Here is an 18,051-nt window from a genome sequence, read left to right on the forward strand (position 1 = left end):
CATGTCATGTTTTTCGGCGAACCCCTGTGATAAGTAGGGAATTACTATGAACGGCGAATTCGAGCTCCGCGGGGTCAACCACGTCGCGCTGGTCTGCTCGGACATGAAGCAGACCGTCGACTTCTACTCCGGCGTGCTGGGCATGCCGCTGATCAAGACCATCGAGCTGCCGATGGGCTGGGGGCAGCACTTCTTCTTCGACTGCGGGGGCGGCAACGCGCTGGCGTTCTTCTGGTTCCCCGACGCGCCCGACGGCGTGCCCGGCGTGTCGGCGCCGAAGAACCTGCCCGACCGCGGCGAGCTGCTGTCGGCCGTCGGCTCGATGAACCACCTCGCCTTCGACGTGCCGCCGGAGAAGATCGAGGAGTACCGCGACCGGCTGATCGCCAAGGGCATCGACGTGGGCGTGCTGCTCAACCACGACGACAGCGAGTTCGGCGTGGCGCCCGAGCCGCACGACGGGGTGTTCGTCAGGTCGATCTACTTCAAGGACCCCGACGGGATCCTGGTCGAGTTCGCCGCCTGGACCCGGCAGGTCGGCCGGCCCGGCGACGTGCGGCACGAGCCCAGGACCGCGGCGGACCGGACCGTGTGATGGCGCGCCTGCGCCGGGTGCCGCGGGAGGAGATGACCGACCCGGTCGTCGCGTTCTTCCACGACCGGCTGATCCTGCCCGACGGCTCCGGCACGGCCACCGGCTCGCCGGGCGACTGGTGGGAGGTCTTCGCGCTCGACCCGAAGATCTTCCGGCACTGCGTCAAGGGTTTCGAGCTCTACCGCGGCACCGCGCTGGACCCGGTGCTGCGCGAGCTGGGGCAGGTCAGGGCCGGGTGGGCGCGGCAGAGCCAGTTCGTCTACTCCCAGCACTGCAAGCAGCTGCGGGCGCTCGGCGTGCCGGAGGAGAAGGTGCAGGCGGTCGCGCACTGGGCGGTCAGCGACCTGTTCGACGAGCCGGAGCGGGCGGTGCTGGCCTACACCGACGCGCTGGTGCTGGACGGCGGGCGGGTGCACGACGAGGTGTTCGGCGCGCTCCGGCGGCACCTGCCCGACGAGCAGATCCTGGAGCTGACGTACGTGACGTGCCTGTACGAGATGCACGCCACGATGGCGCGGGCGCTGCGGCTGGAGTTCGACGACCGGCCGGACCCGATCGTGGAGGTGCCGGCGCCCGACGGGTACGGCGCCCGGGACATCGCCGAGGACCTGACCATTCGTCGCGAGTAATCGACCGCCCGCCGATCGGCGATCCCGTTCACCGGCGCCCCTCGTTAGAGTCTCGGCTGGTCCGCGTGGCGCGCCTGTCTCAGATAGCGAGATTTCATCTCGACATTTAGGCCAAACCGTAACATCGCGGACATTGGGTTTAATATCCCCGAAAAGCTAACCTCCCTCCATTGACACACACGTCAGGACCCGGTCAACAGCCGGGTCCTGATCCGTTCATCGGAGGGACGATGACTACCGGGGAACCCGGGCAGCCACGCACCGACCGCAGCCCGTGGAACTGGCTGCTGGTCGTACCGATCGTGCTGCCGTTGCTGACGTTCCTGTTCAACGCCGACGAGCCTCGCCTGCTGGGCTTCCCGCTCTTCTACTGGCTCCAGATGGCGTTCATCGTGGTGGGCGTCGTGACCACGACCATCGTCTACAGGATGACCAAGTGAGCGGGCACACGACCGAGCTGGTCGTCTTCATCGTGCTGTTCCTGATCGTCAGCGGCATGGGCTTCGTGGCCTCGCGCTGGCGGCGGCCCAACGACCTGGCCAGCCTGAACGAGTGGGGCCTGGGCGGGCGGAGCTTCGGCTCCTGGATCACCTGGTTCCTGATCGGCGGCGACCTGTACACCGCCTACACCTTCGTGGCGGTGCCCGCGCTGGTGTTCAGCTCCGGGGCGCTGGGGTTCTACGCCCTGCCGTACACCGTCGTGGTGTACCCGCTGGTGTTCCTGGTGCTGGCCCGGATGTGGTCGGTCTCGCACGTGCACGGGTTCGTCACGCCGGCCGACTTCGTCAGGGCCCGGTTCGGGTCGCCGACGCTGGCGCTGGTGATCGCGATCACCGGGCTCGTCGCGACGATGCCGTACATCGCGCTGCAGCTCGTCGGCATCGAGGCCGTGCTCAAGGCGATGGGCATCACCGGGCACCTGCCGATCATCATCGCGTTCGCGATCCTGGCCGCCTACACCTACCAGTCCGGCCTGCGCGCGCCCGCGCTGATCGCGTTCGTCAAGGACGCGCTCATCTACATCGTGATCCTGGCCGCGGTGATCTACATCCCGTCGAGGCTGGGCGGCTGGGACTCGATCTTCGACGCGGCCAAGGCCAAGTTCGACGCGAGCCCGGCACCGGGCGACGGCCACATCCTCAACGCCAACAACCAGCTCCAGTACATCACGCTGGCGTTCGGCTCGGCGCTGGCGCTGTTCCTGTACCCGCACAGCCTCACCGGCGTGCTCGCCTCCAAGAACCGCAACGTCATCAAGCGGAACATGTCGGCGCTGCCCGCCTACAGCCTCGTGCTGGGCCTGATCGCGCTGCTCGGCTTCATGGCCATCGCGGCGGGCACCAAGCCGGTCACGGCCAACGGCAAGACCGACACGAACACGATCGTGCCGGTGCTGTTCGACCAGATGTTCCCCGACTGGTTCACCGGCGTGGCGTACGCGGCCATCGGCATCGGCGCCCTCGTCCCGGCGGCGATCATGTCGATCGCGGCGGCGAACCTGTTCACCCGCAACATCTACCGCGAGTACCTCAACAAGAACGCCACCGACGCCCAGGAGGCCAACGTCTCCAAGCTGGTGTCGCTGGTGGTCAAGGTGGGCGCGGTGCTGTGCATCCTGCTGCTCGACCCGCAGTTCTCGATCGACCTGCAGCTCATCGGCGGCGTGATCATCCTGCAGACGCTGCCGTCGGTGGGACTGGGCCTCTACACGCGCTGGTTCCACAAGGGCGGCCTGATCGCGGGCTGGGCGGCCGGTCTGTCGGCGGGCATGTGGATGTTGTACCTCATCCCGAACCCGGCCAACGGCAAGGCGCACTTCGGCGGCTCGGCGTTCCCGCTGTCGAACTTCGGCTTCGACACCAAGATGACGATCTACGCCGGGTTCCTGGCGCTGGCCGTCAACCTGGTGGTGGCCGTCCTCGGCACGATGATCTTCAAGGCCGTCAAGGTGGCCGACGGCGAGGACGCCACCGCCCGCGACGACTACTTCGTCGACGAGGGCGACCCGAAGGTCAAGGACCTGGACCTCACCGGATCCCACTGACCCTCTCACCGCCGCGGCCCGTCCCCTTCCGGGGGCGGGCCGCGCGGTCATTCCCGGGCCGGATAACCGGGGTTGGCCACCTCCAGCTTCGCGCGCACCGCCCGCTCCAGGACCGCCAGGAGGGCGTCGTCGTCGGCCAGGCGGCCCTCGCGGACGGCCGCGGCCAGCTCGGCGTCGTCCGCCACGCCGAGCGCGGCCAGGCCTTCCGCGTGCCGCTCGGCCTGGGCGGGGCCGAGCTCGATCTCCCGCTCGACCATGCCGAGCACGTTGATGGCCACGCGGGTGTGGTAGCGGACCCGGCCGTCCACGGCCGGGAGCACGTCGGTCTCGAGGAAGTCGCGGACGGCGGCGACCAGCTCGGCCGCGGTGGGGACGTCGTGCGGAGCGTTCACAGCTCCTCCTTAGCAGAGTGGGAGCCTGCTCCCAAGGCGAAATCGTTCCCGCGCCGGAGGAATCGGCGCAGATCGCGGGTGAGGGTGGGGGCATGGACATCAGAGCCCTCGTGGCCGCGGGCCTCGCGTTGTCGGCGGCGCTCGCGCCCGCCGTCGCCACAGCCGAGACGTCCGCAGGGCAGACGCCTGCGCGCGTCACCGCCATCGGGGCCTCCGCTGGGGAGGCGCGGGCGACCGCCGGTGCGTTCGTGGTGGCGGCGCACGAGTGTGCCCGTGCCACGGCCCGGTGCGACGGCACGGTGAGTGTGCCGCTGAACTGGAGCGACCCCTCCTCGGAGCGCATCGAGGTCGCCTTCGCCTGGCTCCCCGCCACCGGACGCGCCACCGGACGCGCGACCGGCACCGTCGTGGCCAACCCTGGCGGCCCCCTGCCCGCGCTGCCGGCCCTGCCGCGCGTGCGGGAGGCGCTCGGCCCCGTGCTGGAGCAGCACAACCTGCTCGTCGTCGACCCGCGCGGCCTGGGCAAGTCGTCGCCGCTGCGATGCCCGGGGCTGAAGCTCACCGAGCCGGACACGATCGCCGCCTGCGCCGCCCGCCTGGGGCCGAGGATCGGTTTCTACACCGCCGACCAGGCCGCGCACGACCTCGACGCGGTACGCCGCGCGCTCGGCGCCGGCCCCGTCACCTTCTACGGCAACTCCTACGGCACCGTGTACGCCCAGGCGTACGCCGCCCGCCACCCCGAGGGCCTGGCCGCGGCGTTCCTGGACAGCACGACGATCACCTCACCCGGCGGCTACGCGCTGTGGCCGATGCGCTCCAGGCCGGACCTCATGGGCTTCGTCTGCGAGCGTTCCCGTGCCTGCCGCGCCCTGCCCGGCGGCCCCGGACGCACCTACGCGCGGCTGGTGGCGCGCCTGCGCGAGCACCCCGACCCCGAGGTGCCCCTCCTCGCCCTCCGGAGCGTGGAACGGATGACCGAGCCGGTGTTCGGCCGGGAGGCCAACGCCGCCGCCACCGCCTACCTGGCCGGCGACCCCGAGCCGCTGCGGCGGCTGGCCCGCGTGCTGAAGGGCGCTCCCGCCCAGCCGGTCGAGGGCCCCGAGTGGGCCGGTTACCTGGCCTACCGCTGCGGCGACGGGGCCTTCCCCTACGACCGGGACGCGAGCCCCGGGGAGCGGCTGGCGCAGCTCGGGCGGTACCACGAGCGGGAGCGGCCGCTGGCGCCGTACACGCCCGCCGATCTCGGTCTGGACGTGCGGTCCGGGCTGGAGTTCTGCGTGAACTGGCCGACGCCGCGCCACAGCCCCGTGCTGCCGCCGCGGGCGGCCCTGCCCGCCATGCCGGTGCTGGTGGCGGGCGGGGACTTCGACACCCAGACGCCCGCCGAGGTGGCCCGCGCGATGCGCGCCTTTCCCCGGGCGACGTTCGTGCGGGTCCCGTTCGGGACGCACAGCCTCGCCTGGGGCGCCGGGGAGGCCGGGGAGTGCGTCCGTACGATGCTGCGGTCGTTCGTGACCGATCACCGGGTGCCGCGGGAGCGGTGCGGCGCGGAGAACTACCGGGCGGCCGGAGCCTTCCCCCGGTCCCTGGACGAGGTCGAACCGGTGCCGGCCGCGGACCTGGACGCGGGGCCTGGCGCGGGACCGGACGCGGGGCCGGGCGCAGGACCGGACGTGGGGCTGGATGTGGGGCGGCGGCGGGTGCTGGCGGCCGTGTACGCCACCGCAGCCGACGCCGTGGCGCGCCGCAACCCGTACAACCTCGTCCACGCCCGGCTGACGACCCAGCCCGGGCTGCGAGGCGGGCAGGTCGCCTTCGGGAACGGAACCATCGACCTGGACCGGGCCGCCTTCGTGCCCGGGGTGGCGGTGAGCGGCCGGATCACGCTCGCGCCGGACGGCAGGGCCACCGCCTCCCTCGGCGTCACGGAGGCGGGAGTACCGGGCGGCGCGGCGCACCGGATCGAGCTGGAGTGGGAGGCGTTCACCGCGCGGGAGCGGCCCGCGCTGTCCGGCTCCTTCGACGGGACGCGGTTCGAGGCCCGCGAGCGACGCTGATCGCCGCAGCCCCACAACCCCCGGGGGGGAGCGAGCCCGGCGCCCCGTGACCCGGCATATCCCCCGGCAAGCCGTGACCCGACACGTCCCCCCGCCACCCCGAGACCCGACATGTCCCCCCGGCGAGCCGGGGGGACATGTCGCCCTTATCAGCATCGGATCATGTACCGGCTAGTCTGCGCACATGCACACTCAGTCCCCCCTCGAACCGGCTCACGTGCTCGGACCCCGCCTCATCAAGGCCGAGCTCTTCGTCGTGATGTCGGTCTCGCTCGGCGCCAGCGCGCTGGTGGCGCTCGTGCGGCTGATCGGGTCGCTGACGGCGCCGCGCGAGCTCAAGGGCCAGCAGGCGGTGCTCGTCGGGTCCATGGCGCCCGGCAGGCCCTGGCTGGACCTGGCGTTGCAGCTCGTGCAGATCGCGATCGCGGTGGCACCGGTGGGGCTGGTGGCGTACCTGATGGTGCGCTCGGGCGAGTCGTTGCGGACGATCGGCGCGGACTTCCGCCGCCCGGGCGGCGACCTGGCGCGCGGCGCGCTGCTCGCCGCCGCGATCGGCGGGTCCGGGCTGGCGTTCTACCTGGTGGTGTGGGCGGCGGGCGTGAACCTGACGGTCGTGCCCGGGGCGCTGCCGCAGGAGTGGTGGCAAGTGCCGGTGCTGCTGCTGGCCGCCGCGCAGAACGGGGTGCTGGAGGAGGTCATCGTCGCCGGGTACCTGCTGCACCGGCTGGGGCAGGCCGGGTGGACGCCGTGGAAGGCGGTGGTGGTGTCGTCGCTGCTGCGCGGGTCGTACCACTTGTATCAGGGTTTCGGTGGGTTCGTCGGGAACGTGGTGATGGGGCTGGTGTTCGGGCGGGCCTACCAGAAGTGGGGGCGGTCGATGCCGCTGATCATGGCGCACACGCTCATCGACGCCGTCGCCTTCGTCGGGTACGCCTTCCTGCGCGGCCGGGTGAGCTGGCTGCCCTGAACCGTTGACCGGCGCCCGGCTTTCGGGTTGGGTTCGAATCATGAGCTTCGCGGTCCCTGACAGCGTCCGGCCGGTACGCGACGCCGTGCACGCGTTCATGACCGAGCGGGTCGAGCCCGCCGAGCCCGTGCTGCACGCGGGCGGGCCGGCGGCCGCGGCGGCGCTGGACGAGTTGCGCGCCCAGGCCAGGAAGGAGGGCCTGTGGGCCCTCGGCCATCCGCGCGAGCTGGGCGGCGGCGGCCTGCCGTTCCTCGACTACGTCTACGTCAACGAGGTGCAGGGGCGCAGCGAGTACGGGCAGCTCGCGCTGGGCACGTACACACTGCAGGACTCTCTGATGCTGCACGAGCACGCCTCGCCCGAGCAGCGCGAGCGGTTCCTGGAGCCGCTGGTGCGCGGCGACATCTCGCCCAGCTTCGCGATGACCGAGCCGGGCGTCTCCAGCAGCGACCCCACGCAGATCAGCACGCACGCCGAGCTCGACGGCGGCGAGTGGGTGATCAACGGGCACAAGTGGTTCACGACCGGCGCGTCGCGGGCGGCGTACACGACCGTGATGTGCAGGACCGAGCAGGACGCGCCGCCGCACCTGGCGTTCTCCATGATCGTGGTGCCGACCGACACGCCGGGGTACACGATCGTCAGGGAGACGCCGGTGCTGGGCCTGGACGGGGCGCACTGCGAGGTGCGCTACGACGACGTCCGCGTCCCGGCGTCGAGCCTGCTCGGCGAGCGCGGGAAGGGCTTCGTCATCGCGCAGCGGCGGCTCGGGCCCGGGCGAATCTTCCACTGCATGCGCTGGCTGGGGCAGGCGCAGCGGGCCTTCGACCTGATGTGCCTGCGGCTGCACGAGCGCACGGCGTTCGGGCAGCCGCTGGCGGCCAAGCAGCTCATGCGGCAGCACGTGTTCGACTCCTACACCGAGATCCAGTCCGCGCGGCTGCTCACGCTGCACGCCGCCGAGGCGATCGACCGGGGCTCGGAGGCCCGGGTCGAGATCGGGGCGATCAAGGTGGTGGGCGCGCGCATGCTGCACAACGTGATCGACCGGGCCATCCAGGTGTACGGCGCCGCGGGCCTGACGCCCGACACGCCGCTGGACCGCATGTACCGGCACGCGCGGGCCGGGCGCATCTACGACGGCCCCGACGAGGTGCACATCGACTCCGTGGGGCGGCGGATCCTGGGCGAGTACGCGGCGGGCGGCTCCTGGGAGTTCGGCCTGCGATGACCGCCAGGCACATCACCGCCAGGCACATCACCGGCCAAGAGGTGGCTCGATGAACGACCGGGACACGATCGTCCGCGAGGCGTTCGGGGACGAGGCGGCGATCGAGGCCGCCGTCCGGCTGCCCGGCGGGGCCTCGCGGGAGACGTGGGCGCTGGACGTGAGCACGCCCGGCGGCGGCAGGCACGAGCTGATCCTGCGGCTCGACTCCCCTGGCGCCGCGCCGGAGGCCGGCGCGGGCCTGGCCGCGGAGGCGCGGCTGATGCGGGCCGCGGCCGGGGCCGGGGTGCCGGTGCCGCGGATCATCGCCTGCGGGGAGACGTACATCCTCATGACCCGCGTCCCCGGCGAGACGATCCCGCGCAAGATCCTGCGCGACGACGCCTACGCGGCCGCCAGGCCGCGGCTGGCGCGGCAGTGCGGCCAGGCGCTGGCCGCCATCCACCGCATGCCCCTGTCGGCGCTGCAGCCGCCGGCGCCGCCGGACGAGCGGCAGGCCGAGCCGCAGGACCCGCTGCTGCAGTGGCGGGAGGTGCTCGACCAGCTCGGCGAGCCGCACCCGGTGTTCGAGCTGGCGCTGCGGCGGCTGGCGGCCACGCGCCCGCGCGGCCGGCGGCATACGGTCGTGCACGGCGACTTCCGCAACGGCAACCTCATCGTCGGGCCGGAGGGCATCAGGGCGGTGCTCGACTGGGAGCTCGCGCACGCGGGCGACCCCCTGGAGGATCTCGGGTGGCTGTGCGTGAAGGCGTGGCGGTTCGGCTCGCCGCTGCCGGTGGGCGGGTTCGGCGGCTACAGCGACCTGGTGCACGCCTACGAGGAGGCCGGCGGGCAGGCCGTCGATCGTGACGCGCTGCGCTGGTGGGAGACGTTCGGCGTGCTCAAGTGGGGCGTCATCTGCGTCATGCAGACGATGCGGCACCTGCGCGGCGGCGCCCGCTCGGTGGAGCTGGCCGCGATCGGGCGGCGGGTGTGCGAGAACGAGTGGGACCTGCTGCGGCTGCTGCGCGAGCGGCCGGAGCACCCGCTGCCGGGCGTGCGCTGGTGAACGCGCCGGGGCCCGTCCGCGGTGGGGCTCCTGACCGGCGCGGGGCCGCGGGTGCTCAGGCGTGCCCGGCTCCCGCGTTCCAGGAGGTGAGCGCGCCGGCGATCACGTCCACCAGGCTCTCCACCACCTGGTCGCGGTCCACCTCCTGATGGTCGAGCCACCAGTCGCCGGTCGTCTGCACCATGCCGACGAACGCGTGCCCGAGGACCTGGGCGCGCGTCGGGTCGGGCACCACCCGCTCGGCGGCCAGCACCCCGCCGAGCTCCTCTCCCAGGCTGCGCACCAGCGAGGTCATGTGGGAGCGGATCCTGCTGTCCTCGGCGCCCGCCCGGTGGAACAGGAACCGGTAGAGGTTGAGGTTGGCGGAGATCAGGTCGAGGTAGACGCCGATGGCCGCCCTCGCCCTGCCGCGCAGGTCGGCTCCGGTCGCGGCGAACCCGGGGCGGAGCTGGGCGATGACGGTGCGCACGTGGCGGTCGGCCAGGGCCTGGTAGAGGCCGTGTTTGTCGCCGAAGTGGCGGTAGAGGACGGGCTTGGTGATGCCCGCCTCGGCGGCGATGGCCGCCATCGACACGCCGGGGCCCTGGTGCATGATGACCCGGTCGGCCGCGTCGAGCAGCGCCCTGCGCCGATCCGGATCCCGCCCGCTCACAGGTCCAGGATAGATCGCCGGCGGGGCCGGGGCAGCGCCGAGAGCACCAGGAGGGCGCCGATGAGCGCGTACAGGCCGCTGATGCCGGCCAGGGTGCCGGGCGGCTCGGCGAGCTCGGCCCACGGCGCGCCGCCCGGCGGCGACCACGGCAGGCCGCCGGTGCGCGCCCACGGCAGGGTGGCCGCCAGGCCCATCGCGGCGTCCAGGTCGAGGGCGAACAGGACGCCGGCCGCCATCAGCGGTACCCCGCAGCCGAGCGCGGCGGCGGGCCAGGCGGACAGCAGCGTGACGATGACGGCCACCGCCGCCAGGTAGGCCAGGCCGGTGGGGGCCGGGGCGAAGGCGGCGTGGCCGGTGCGCAGGCAGCGGGCGGCTGCCTCGGTGAGGTAGTAGACGGGGGCGAGGGCGGCCAGGCCCGCCGCGGCTGCCAGGAGGGAGCGGGGGCGGCGGTCGCGCTTCACATCGGCACACCTTACGCCGGGGGCGGCCGGGTCCGGGCCGATATCCGATCTTCCGCAGGCGGGCGCCGGATGAATCATGGACGCAAGGGGACAAGTGGTCCGGCGTGCATGGATTGCTTGCACGCACCGGTACCCGTCCGAGCTGTCGGGCGGCCGGCGGCAGCGGGTCGCCATCGCCCGCGTGCTGGCCCCCGGCCCCCGGCTGGTGGTCTGCGACGAGGCGGTGAGCGCGCTGGACGTCTCCACGCAGAGCCAGATCGTCAACCTGCTGGCCGGCCTGCGGGGCTCGACCGGGATGAGTTACCTGTTCATCACCCCCGACCTGCGGATCGTCCGGCACCTGTCGCACCGGATCGCCGTGCTGCGCGCCGGGCGGCTGGTGGAGCCGGCGCCGGCGGGCTGCTGTTCGGCTCGCCGAAGCATCCGTACACGCGGGCGCTGCCGGCGGCGAGCCCGGCCACCCACCCGGACGGGCGGGAGCGGCGCCGGGCGCGGCGGCAGGGGCACCGGGCCGACCGCAAGGAGCTGCCCGTCCCGCGGGGCGGGACGGGCTGCCCGTTCCGGAGCCGGTGCTCCAGCGTCATGGAGGTGTGCACACGCTCGCTCCTCCGCTGCGGCGGCTCGGCGGACGGCAGCGAGGTCGCCTGTCACCTCTACGACTGAGCCAGGCGCAGCAGCAGGTCCTTCACCTCCGTGGCCGCGTACTGCGGCCTGGCCCGCGCACCTGCCGGGGCCGGGCCGGAGCAGAGCAGGACGGGCGCGTCGGCCGGGTCGGCGGGCAGGAGGCCGTGGGAGCCGCGCACGGCGCGGGCGCCCGCGTCGAGGCCGACGACGCTCATGACGTAGCGCAGGCCCGCCTTCTTGCGCAGCAGCGCCAGCCCGGCCCGCCGCCTGGCCGCGCCGGGGGCGGCCGGGTCGAAGAAGAGCTCGGCCGGGTCGTAGCCGGGCTTGCGGTGGATCTCGACGACGCGGGCGAAGTCGGGGGCGCGGGCGTCGTCGAGCCAGTAGTAGTAGGTGAACCAGGCGTCGGGCTCGGCGAGCAGGACCAGCTCGCCCGAGCGCGGGTGGTCCAGGCCGTGCGCGGCCTTGCCGTCCTGGTCGAGCACGGTGGCGACGCCCCCGATCGAGGCGCACAGCTTGGCCACGGCCGGCACGTCGGCGGGGTCGCGGACGTAGACGTGCGCGATCTGGTGGTCGGCCACGGCGAACGCGCGCGAGGTCCACGGGTCCAGGTACTCCATGCCGTCCTGGGTGTGCACGCGCAGCAGCCCGTCGGCGCGCAGGGCGCGGTTGACGTCCACGGGGCGGGAGACGTCGGTGATGCCGTACTCCGACAGCACCACCGTGGTCCGGTCCGACGCCGCGTCCAGCAGCGGGGCCAGCACGGTGTCGAGCTCGGCCGCCGCCGCGGCGGCGCGGGGGTCGGAGGGGCCGTGGCGTTGCAGGTCGTAGTCGAGGTGCGGCACGTAGACGAGCGTCAGGTCGGGGTCGTGGGCGGCCATGACGTGCTCGGCGGCCCGGCAGATCCAGGCGGACGACGCGATGCCGGCGCCCGGCCCCCAGTAGCTGAACAGCGGGAACGCGCCGAGCTTCGCGGTCAGCTCGTCGTGCAGCCCTGGCGGGTCGGTGTAGCAGTCGGGGTCCTTGCGGCCGTCGGCGCGGTAGATGGGGCGGGGCGTGACGGTCCAGTCGACGTCGGCGCCCATGGCGTACCACCAGCACACGTTGGCCACCGTGTAGCCGGGCCGGTCGCGGCGCGCGGCCTGCCACAGCTTCTCGCCGCCGACCAGCGCGTTGTGCTGGCGCCAGAGCAGCACCTCGCCGAGGTCGCGGAAGTACCAGCCGTTGCCCACGATCCCGTGCCCGGACGGCGGCAGGCCCGTCAGGAACGTGGACTGCGCCGAGCAGGTGACCGCCGGCAGCACGGTGCCGAGCCCGGCCTGGAAGCCGCCCGCGGCGAGCGCGCGCAGGCGCGGCATGTGGGCCAGCAGTCTCGGGGTCAGCCCCACCACGTCAAGGACCAGCAGCTTGCTCATGCCGTCACTCCGAGGTCGCGCAGTTGCGTGCGGGCGAAGTCGAGCTCGTCGGCGATGCCGTCGGCGAGCTGTTGCGGGGTCTGCGGGCGCAGCGCTGGCGGCAGCACGCCCCAGGTGTAGGTCTCCACGTCGTAGTGGTCGCACAGCGGCTCGGGCCCGCCGGTCAGCTCCTTGAGCGCCTCGCGCAGCACCGGCGTGGTGGTGGTCAGGGGCGGGGCGGGCTCGGCGTGCAGCGGCACGTGGTAGTGCACCCGCCACGGCCCGGGCAGGCCGCGGGCGAACGCCTCGTCCAGGTCGTCGGCCGCGCCGCCGTGCGGGTTGCGGGTCTGGTGCAGGAAGCGGGGCTCGGCGTACTCGCGCAGCGCCCGCGGGTCGGCGCTCTCCAGGGCGGCCGAGACCTGGACCTTGACGATCGGCAGGCCCTTCGCCCGCAGGGCCTTCAGCGCGACGGCGGGCTGCTCCCACGCGCAGGCCAGGTGGGCCAGGTCCAGGCAGATGCCGAGCCGCCCGGTGTCGGCGCGGGCCAGGTGGGTGATCGCGTGCCCGGTCGTCTCCACGACGCAGCCCGGCTCGGGCTCGAACGCCACCCGCACCACCCGCCCGGTCTCCGACTGGACGGCGGCCAGCCCGGCGGCGAGCTGGTCGAGGCGGCGGGCCGCCTGGTCGGCCATGGCGGTGTTCCAGGGGTCGCGCCAGCCGAGCGGCAGGGTGGAGACCGACCCCCGGGCGGCGTCGTCGGGGAGCAGGTCGGCCAGGATGCGGGCCAGGTCGAACGTGTACGACAGCCGCTCCCTGGTGGTCCAGTCGGGGCGGTAGACGGCGTGCTTGACGACCGGGTCGTGGAAGGAGCGGTACGGGAAGCCGTTCAGCGTCACGACCTCCAGGCCCCGCGCGGTCAGCTCCCCGCGCAGCTTGGCGCGCAGGCCGGGATCGGCGGCCAGGACCTCGGCGACGGGCGCGGCCAGCCACAGCCCCAGCCCCAGCACGTCGCTGCCGAGCCGTTCCCTGACCGGGACCGCGTACGTGTCGAACTGGGCGATGATGCCGTCGAGGTCCTCGGCCGGGTGCACGTTGGTGCAGTAGCCGAGGTGCAGCGTCGTGCCGGAGCGGTGCCGCAGCCGCATCACTCGCCGCCGCGCTTGATGGAGCTGCCGGCGAACGTGGGCTCGGCCGCTCCGGTGACGCCGGTCAGGTCGAGGCGGCCCGACTGGCCGTAGAACTCCACGGGGTTGCGCCACATGACCTGGTCCACGTCGTCCTCGCCGAACCCGGCGGCCAGCATCGCCTCGGCGGTCGCCAGGGTGAGCAGCGGGTCGGAGACGCCCCAGTCGGCGGCCGAGTTGACCAGCACGCGCTCGGTGCCGTACTTGCGCAGCAGCTCGACCATGCGCGGCGGCGACATCTTGGTCTCGGGGTAGATGGAGAAGCCCGTCCAGCAGCCGGTGCCGTGCACGAGGTCGATGGTGACCTCGTTGAGGTGGTCGACGGCGACGCGGCCGGGCTCGATGCCGGAGGCCTTGACGAGGTCCAGCGTGCGGCGGGTGCCGGCGGCCTTGTCGCGGTGCGGGGTGTGCACCAGCGCGGGCAGCTCGTGCTCGACGGCCAGGGCGAGCTGGCGTTCGAAGGCGTCGTCCTCCTCGGGGGTCATGGAGTCGTAGCCGATCTCGCCGACCGCGACCACGCGGTCCTTGTCCAGGTAGCGGGGCAGCAGGTCGAGGACGGGGCGGCAGCGCGGGTCGTTCGCCTCCTTGGGGTTGAGCGCGATCGTGGCGTGGTGGGCCACGCCGAACTGGGCGGCCCGGTACGGCTCCCAGCCGAGCAGCGAGTCGAAGTAGTCGGCGAACGAGCCGGGGCCGGTGCGCGGCTGGCCCAGCCAGAAGGACGGCTCGACGACGGCCGTGATCCCGGCGGCGGCCATGCGCGCGTAGTCGTCGGTGGTGCGCGAGGTCATGTGGATGTGCGGGTCGAAGATGCGCATCAGGTCTCCTCGATGGGCAGGTCGCCGGTGGAACGGCTGGTGAGACGGCTGAGCAGGGCCGCGGCGTCGCCGGGCACGGGCCGGCCGGCCGCCTCCCGCTCCTCGGCGAACGCGGCCAGCATGGCGGCCAGCTCGGCGTCCGCCCGCTCCTCCAGCCGGTCCACCTCGGCCAGCGGGACCCCCGTGAACACGCACTTGAGCACCGCCTGCCGCCAGGCCGCCTGGTCGAGGTGGGCGGCGTACGGGCCGAGGGCGGCGGCCAGCAGGCGGGCGTCGTTGGTGCGGATGGCGTCGAGCAGGAGGGGCACCGCGTCCCGGCCGATGGGGAGCAGGGGCAGGGCCTTGAGCACGGCGCGTTTCTCGTCGGCGTCGCCGTGGTGGTAGAGGTCGCGGGCCTCGGCGGCGACGCGGCCGGGTGGCAGCGCCGACAGCAGCAGGGCCCTGGCGGCCTCGTCGGCCGTCCAGCCGGGCGCGCCGGGCAGCGGGGCCCGGCCGGCGCGTCTTCCCGCGGCGGCGAACGAGCGGGTGACGGTGGCGGGGCTGGCCAGCGCCTCGTCCAGCCAGGCGCCGTTCGGGGTGTCGCGCAGTGCGGCGTGCAGCCGCTCGGGTGGCATCACGTTCCGCCTCCTTCGGATTCCCGCCCGGCCGGGCGGGCGGAGGCTCGTTCGGCGTCGCGGAGGAAGGCGAGGGAGCGGGCGGCGACGTCGGGGGCGGCGTGCGAGTGGCGCGGCAGCTCGACGGCGACCAGGCCGCGATAGCCGCAATCGGCCAGCGCGCGCAGCACCGGCGGGAAGTCGATCTCCCCTTCGCCGAACTCCAGGTGCTCGTGCGTGCCCCGGCGCATGTCGTCGATCTGGACGTTGACCAGGTACGGCCCCACCGCCCTCACGCAGTCGGGCACCGGGTCGGGCTCGTTGCAGCGGCAGTGGCCGATGTCCAGGGTGAGGCCGAGACCGTCCGGCGCGCCGAGCTCCCGGCGCAGCGCGTGCCAGCCGGCGATCGTGTCGACGAGCATGCCCGGCTCCGGCTCGAACCCCAGCGGCACCCCGCCGGCCTGCTCCAGCACCCGCGCGCACCCGTCCACCAGCCGCTTCCAGGCCAGGTCGGGCGGCACGTGCGCCGGCCGGACCCCCGACCAGAACGACACCGCCTCCGCGCCCAGGTCGGCGCCGACGGCCACGGCCCTGCGCAGGAAGTCGACGCGCTTGCCGCGGTCGTCGTCCAGCAGCGTGGGGGCGTGCTTGCGGCGGGGGTCGAGCAGGTAGCGGGCGCCGGTCTCGACGACCACCCCGAGGCCGAGTGCCCGCAGGCGGTCGGCGACCTTGGCCACGCGCAGCGCGAGCCCGTCGGCGTAGGGGTCGAGGTGGTGGTGGTCGAGGGTGAGTGCCACGCCGGTGTAGCCGAGGCCGGCGATGACGTCGAGGGCGTCGGGGAGGCGGTGGTTGGCGAAGCCGTTGGTGCCGTAACCGAATCTGATCATGTCGGGGACAACTTTCTGGCCAGGCGGCGGGCCGGCGGGACGACCGCGGCGAGGGCCAGCCCGATGCGAGGCGCTCCTGCCCGCGCGACCAGGGCGCCCTGGAGCGCGGGCAGGCTGACGATGCCGGCCGTGACGGCGTCCCGCACCCGCTGCGGCGACGGGTCCGCGACGGCCCGGGCCTGCGGGGTGCCGAACTGGGAGGCGTACCAGCTCGCCAGGACGGCCCGCGCGGCGCTCACCCCGGCGGTCCCGGGGTCCCCGCCGGAGGGCCGGCAGGCGGTGGTGGCGGCCAGGGCGACGGTGCCCGCCAGGGTGGCGGCGGGGCGGTGGCGGGCGGTGCCGGAGGTCTCGCCCAGGGACAGGGCGGTGAGGAGGTAGGTGTGGGCGGCGACGGTGAGGGCGGCGGGCAGCGCGGGGGTCAGGGCGGCCGGCAGCGTGACGGCCGCCGAGCCGCGGAGGGCCCCGCGCGGGGTCGCGCCCAGCAGTACGTCGAGGCCGCGGCACGCCGCCATCACCAGCGGGCCGGCGCGGGTGTTCTTGGCGGCCAGGTCGTACGCCCAGATCGCCGCGGCCAGCGGCGCCGCGACCGCCAGGGCCCGGCGGCCGCCCGTGAGGCCGGCGATGGTGAGGCCCGCGGCGGTGAGTCCGGCGGCCATGCCGAGGGCCGTGCCCGGGCTCACCCGGCCGGAGGGGATCGGGCGTTCGGGGCGCTCGGCGGCGTCGAGGTGGCGGTCGGCCCAGTCGTTGGCGGCCATTCCCGCCCAGTACAGGCAGACGGAGGAGCAGGCCAGGCCGGCCGTGCGGGGGCCGAGCGCGCGCCCGGCGGCGGCGCCCGCGGCCACGTCGCCGGGGACGGACAGCGCGGCCGGCGCCCGGACGAGCTCGAGCAGGTCCCGCAGCGCGGTCATCGACGTGCCTCTCTCACCCCGGATCGGCAAGCGGCACTATACCGCGCGCCGATCATGGCGTCCCTCGTCGGCGGCCGTGTCGCTCCCGCGTCTTCCCAGGTGGAAGGGGTTCTCGGGCGCGGCGTGGCAGGAGGGCGTAACGGTCGGCGCCCAGGGGGCGGGGTCACGGGGTGGGCTCCTGGCCGAGGGCGGTGGCGAGGTCGGTGACGAGGTCGCACAGCGTCTGCCACTGGCCGGCCAGCCCGTGCGGCACCTCGCCCAGCGGATCCTTGAAGAAGAACGCCAGCTCCGGCAGCGGCCCCGAGCGGCCGGCGCGGTGGGCGGCGGCCGTGAGCCGGGCCAGGTCCAGGACGAGGGGCGCCGCGAGCGCGGAGTCGCAGCCGTGCCAGGTGAACTCCATCCGCATGCCGGTCCCCAGGAAGCCCTCGAAGGTGACCAGGTCCCACGCGGTCTTGAAGTCGCCCAGGTCCTCCAGGTAGTCGATGCGGGTCTCGCCCTGCGGCAGGTAGCCGAGCGTCTCGGGCAGCACGCGCTGCTTGCTGGCGGACTTGGCGGCGTTCGCGCCCGGCCGGGCCAGGTTGGCGCCGTCGCCGCCGCCCAGCAGGTTGATGCCCGACCAGGTGCGCACCTTGAGGTTGCGCTGGGCGAACATGGGCGCGAGCACGGACTTGACCAGCGTCTCCCCCGTCTTGCCGTCGTGCCCCGCGTACGGCAGGCCCTGCTCGCGGGCGAGCTCGTCGAGCGCGGGCAGGCGGGCGCCCGTCGAGGGGGTGAAGTCGACGTACGGGCAGCCGGCGGACAGGGCGGCGTAGGCGGCCAGCGAGCTGGGCGGCAGCACCGGCTCGACGCCAGGCGGCGGGCCGGTCCGGGGACCGGTCTGGGGACCAGGCTGAGAGCCGGACAGCGAGCCGGACAGCGAGCCGGGCTGGGGGCCGGACAGCGCGGTGCGCAGTGCTTGGAGCGAGGCGTGGGCGGGGTGCGGGGGCGGGACGGGTTCGGTGGTGGAGACGTTGATGACGACGACGCGGTCCAGGCCGTGGTCGCGGCGGAAGCGGTCGAGGTCGGCGGCGATGGCGCGCGCGGTCTCCGCCTGGGTGGCGGCGGCGGGCAGCGGCCGTACCTGCTGCTCGACGGCGGCCAGGTCGTCCTTCACGGCCAGCGCCAGCGCGGCCGGCACCACCCCCGAGCCCGCCAGCTCGGCGGCCTTCTTCTCCAGCGGGACGGAGGTGACGTCGTGCCCGCCGAAGACGAGGTCGCCGATGCCGGGGCGGACGCGTTCGCGCAGGGCGGGCGTCTCCAGGACGCAGCCGGTCGGCGCGGTCAGGCCCGCGCGGATGGCGAGGGCTCCGATCATGCTCGTGACGGCGACCGATCCACGTGCGCCGATCAGCCAGGTTCCCGTTCTCATGTGGTCTCCTTCGCGGCCGGGACGGCCCCCGTCCCGGGGGGTGTTCAGCGTCGAAGGCCGAGGAGGGCGGGGTGGCCCGCCAGCCGGTGAACCGCGTGATCGGCCTGTGTCACGCGTCCTCCATAAAGGTCGGGCGCGGCTGCCGGGAGCCGCACACGTCATGAT

Annotated in this window: 19 protein-coding genes and 1 pseudogene; 10 read left to right on the top strand and 10 right to left on the bottom strand. The window is 73.9% G+C overall.

Annotation, left to right across the window (positions count from 1 at the left end):
- Nucleotides 1–46 precede the first annotated feature (46 nt).
- From HD597_RS27850 to mctP, 4 genes are all read left to right on the top strand, one after another.
- Nucleotides 47–595, top strand: coding sequence for a VOC family protein (locus HD597_RS27850; RefSeq protein ID WP_253745804.1), 549 nt, complete (start codon nt 47–49; stop codon nt 593–595).
- Nucleotides 595–1,224 carry a carboxymuconolactone decarboxylase family protein gene (locus HD597_RS27855; protein WP_253745805.1) on the top strand — a complete coding sequence of 210 codons (630 nt, stop codon included), beginning with the start codon at nt 595–597 and terminating at the stop codon, nt 1,222–1,224. Before HD597_RS27850 ends, HD597_RS27855 begins: the two co-directional genes overlap by 1 nt.
- 230 nt (nt 1,225–1,454) lie before the next feature.
- Complete coding sequence (locus tag HD597_RS27860; RefSeq protein WP_185105968.1) at nt 1,455–1,664, top strand: DUF3311 domain-containing protein; 210 nt, start codon at nt 1,455–1,457, stop codon at nt 1,662–1,664.
- A complete protein-coding gene (gene mctP / locus HD597_RS27865) occupies nt 1,661–3,268 on the top strand; it encodes a monocarboxylate uptake permease MctP (protein WP_308210706.1) in 1,608 nt (535 codons plus the stop codon). Before HD597_RS27860 ends, mctP begins: the two co-directional genes overlap by 4 nt.
- A 47-nt stretch (nt 3,269–3,315) precedes the next feature.
- Here the strand turns inward: mctP and HD597_RS27870 are convergent, their stop codons facing one another.
- Nucleotides 3,316–3,660: a DUF6285 domain-containing protein gene (locus HD597_RS27870; RefSeq protein ID WP_253745806.1), complete on the bottom strand. Its 345-nt coding sequence runs from the start codon at nt 3,658–3,660 to the stop codon at nt 3,316–3,318.
- Nucleotides 3,661–3,752: 92 nt separating this feature from the next.
- Between HD597_RS27870 and HD597_RS27875 the strand changes: the two genes are divergently transcribed.
- From HD597_RS27875 to HD597_RS27890, 4 genes are all read left to right on the top strand, one after another.
- Nucleotides 3,753–5,720 (top strand): alpha/beta fold hydrolase, encoded by a 1,968-nt coding sequence (locus tag HD597_RS27875; RefSeq protein WP_253745807.1) that lies wholly within the window; start codon nt 3,753–3,755, stop codon nt 5,718–5,720.
- A gap of 184 nt (nt 5,721–5,904) precedes the next feature.
- On the top strand, nt 5,905–6,687 hold the full coding sequence (locus tag HD597_RS27880; protein ID WP_253745808.1) for a CPBP family intramembrane glutamic endopeptidase: 783 nt from the start codon (nt 5,905–5,907) through the stop codon (nt 6,685–6,687).
- A gap of 40 nt (nt 6,688–6,727) precedes the next feature.
- The gene (locus HD597_RS27885) at nt 6,728–7,918 is read left to right on the top strand and encodes an acyl-CoA dehydrogenase family protein (RefSeq protein WP_253745809.1); all 1,191 of its coding nucleotides are present in this window, start codon (nt 6,728–6,730) and stop codon (nt 7,916–7,918) included.
- Nucleotides 7,919–7,967: 49 nt separating this feature from the next.
- On the top strand, nt 7,968–8,963 hold the full coding sequence (locus tag HD597_RS27890) for a phosphotransferase family protein (protein WP_253745810.1): 996 nt from the start codon (nt 7,968–7,970) through the stop codon (nt 8,961–8,963).
- Between the two features lie 55 nt (nt 8,964–9,018).
- Here HD597_RS27890 and HD597_RS27895 read toward each other — a convergent pair whose 3' ends face one another.
- Together HD597_RS27895 and HD597_RS27900 are read right to left on the bottom strand one after the other, a co-directional pair.
- Nucleotides 9,019–9,615 carry a TetR/AcrR family transcriptional regulator gene (locus HD597_RS27895; protein ID WP_253745811.1) on the bottom strand — a complete coding sequence of 199 codons (597 nt, stop codon included), beginning with the start codon at nt 9,613–9,615 and terminating at the stop codon, nt 9,019–9,021.
- Nucleotides 9,612–10,076 (bottom strand): hypothetical protein, encoded by a 465-nt coding sequence (locus HD597_RS27900; protein ID WP_253745812.1) that lies wholly within the window; start codon nt 10,074–10,076, stop codon nt 9,612–9,614. Before HD597_RS27900 ends, HD597_RS27895 begins: the two co-directional genes overlap by 4 nt.
- Before the next feature lie 76 nt (nt 10,077–10,152).
- Here HD597_RS27900 and HD597_RS66950 point away from each other — a divergent pair.
- A pseudogene (locus HD597_RS66950) lies at nt 10,153–10,290 on the top strand (ATP-binding cassette domain-containing protein); the annotation flags it as partial.
- A 188-nt stretch (nt 10,291–10,478) separates the two neighbouring features.
- Nucleotides 10,479–10,739, top strand: coding sequence for an oligopeptide/dipeptide ABC transporter ATP-binding protein (locus tag HD597_RS66955; RefSeq protein WP_372513627.1), 261 nt, complete (start codon nt 10,479–10,481; stop codon nt 10,737–10,739).
- Here the strand turns inward: HD597_RS66955 and HD597_RS27905 are convergent.
- From HD597_RS27905 to HD597_RS27935, 7 genes are all read right to left on the bottom strand, one after another.
- Entirely contained in the window at nt 10,730–12,112 is a 1,383-nt protein-coding gene (locus HD597_RS27905) for an alkaline phosphatase family protein (RefSeq protein ID WP_253745813.1), read from the bottom strand. The two genes, HD597_RS66955 and HD597_RS27905, sit on opposite strands and share 10 nt — an antisense overlap.
- Entirely contained in the window at nt 12,109–13,236 is a 1,128-nt protein-coding gene (gene eboE / locus HD597_RS27910; RefSeq protein WP_253745814.1) for a metabolite traffic protein EboE, read from the bottom strand. Before eboE ends, HD597_RS27905 begins: the two co-directional genes overlap by 4 nt.
- Entirely contained in the window at nt 13,236–14,090 is an 855-nt protein-coding gene (locus tag HD597_RS27915; protein WP_253745815.1) for a TatD family hydrolase, read from the bottom strand. The genes eboE and HD597_RS27915 overlap by 1 nt, the downstream gene beginning before the upstream one ends.
- Nucleotides 14,090–14,704: an EboA domain-containing protein gene (locus tag HD597_RS27920; RefSeq protein ID WP_253759501.1), complete on the bottom strand. Its 615-nt coding sequence runs from the start codon at nt 14,702–14,704 to the stop codon at nt 14,090–14,092. Before HD597_RS27920 ends, HD597_RS27915 begins: the two co-directional genes overlap by 1 nt.
- Nucleotides 14,704–15,570, bottom strand: a complete 867-nt coding sequence (locus HD597_RS27925; protein ID WP_253745816.1) for a sugar phosphate isomerase/epimerase family protein — start codon at nt 15,568–15,570, stop codon at nt 14,704–14,706. The genes HD597_RS27920 and HD597_RS27925 overlap by 1 nt, the downstream gene beginning before the upstream one ends.
- Entirely contained in the window at nt 15,567–16,478 is a 912-nt protein-coding gene (locus HD597_RS27930; protein WP_253745817.1) for an SCO3242 family prenyltransferase, read from the bottom strand. Before HD597_RS27930 ends, HD597_RS27925 begins: the two co-directional genes overlap by 4 nt.
- 163 nt (nt 16,479–16,641) lie before the next feature.
- On the bottom strand, nt 16,642–17,886 hold the full coding sequence (locus tag HD597_RS27935) for an inositol-3-phosphate synthase (protein ID WP_253745818.1): 1,245 nt from the start codon (nt 17,884–17,886) through the stop codon (nt 16,642–16,644).
- Nucleotides 17,887–18,051: the final 165 nt, after the last annotated feature.

Origin of the sequence: Nonomuraea thailandensis, from assembly GCF_024172165.1 — a bacterium.
Lineage (GTDB): Bacteria > Actinomycetota > Actinomycetes > Streptosporangiales > Streptosporangiaceae > Nonomuraea > Nonomuraea thailandensis.

What these genes read in the sequence shown, in the direction of transcription:
- eboE (WP_253745814.1), bottom strand. Translation starts at nt 13,236, where the DNA reads ATGCGGCTGCGGCACCGCTCCGGCACGACGCTGCACCTCGGCTACTGC.
- HD597_RS27890 (WP_253745810.1), top strand. Translation starts at nt 7,968, where the DNA reads ATGAACGACCGGGACACGATCGTCCGCGAGGCGTTCGGGGACGAGGCG.
- HD597_RS27850 (WP_253745804.1), top strand. Translation starts at nt 47, where the DNA reads ATGAACGGCGAATTCGAGCTCCGCGGGGTCAACCACGTCGCGCTGGTC.
- HD597_RS27915 (WP_253745815.1), bottom strand. Translation starts at nt 14,090, where the DNA reads ATGCGCATCTTCGACCCGCACATCCACATGACCTCGCGCACCACCGAC.
- HD597_RS27885 (WP_253745809.1), top strand. Translation starts at nt 6,728, where the DNA reads ATGAGCTTCGCGGTCCCTGACAGCGTCCGGCCGGTACGCGACGCCGTG.
- HD597_RS27880 (WP_253745808.1), top strand. Translation starts at nt 5,905, where the DNA reads ATGCACACTCAGTCCCCCCTCGAACCGGCTCACGTGCTCGGACCCCGC.
- HD597_RS27935 (WP_253745818.1), bottom strand. Translation starts at nt 17,886, where the DNA reads ATGAGAACGGGAACCTGGCTGATCGGCGCACGTGGATCGGTCGCCGTC.
- HD597_RS27860 (WP_185105968.1), top strand. Translation starts at nt 1,455, where the DNA reads ATGACTACCGGGGAACCCGGGCAGCCACGCACCGACCGCAGCCCGTGG.
- HD597_RS27875 (WP_253745807.1), top strand. Translation starts at nt 3,753, where the DNA reads ATGGACATCAGAGCCCTCGTGGCCGCGGGCCTCGCGTTGTCGGCGGCG.
- HD597_RS27930 (WP_253745817.1), bottom strand. Translation starts at nt 16,478, where the DNA reads ATGACCGCGCTGCGGGACCTGCTCGAGCTCGTCCGGGCGCCGGCCGCG.
- HD597_RS27855 (WP_253745805.1), top strand. Translation starts at nt 595, where the DNA reads ATGGCGCGCCTGCGCCGGGTGCCGCGGGAGGAGATGACCGACCCGGTC.
- HD597_RS27905 (WP_253745813.1), bottom strand. Translation starts at nt 12,112, where the DNA reads ATGAGCAAGCTGCTGGTCCTTGACGTGGTGGGGCTGACCCCGAGACTG.
- HD597_RS27920 (WP_253759501.1), bottom strand. Translation starts at nt 14,704, where the DNA reads ATGCCACCCGAGCGGCTGCACGCCGCACTGCGCGACACCCCGAACGGC.
- HD597_RS27925 (WP_253745816.1), bottom strand. Translation starts at nt 15,570, where the DNA reads ATGATCAGATTCGGTTACGGCACCAACGGCTTCGCCAACCACCGCCTC.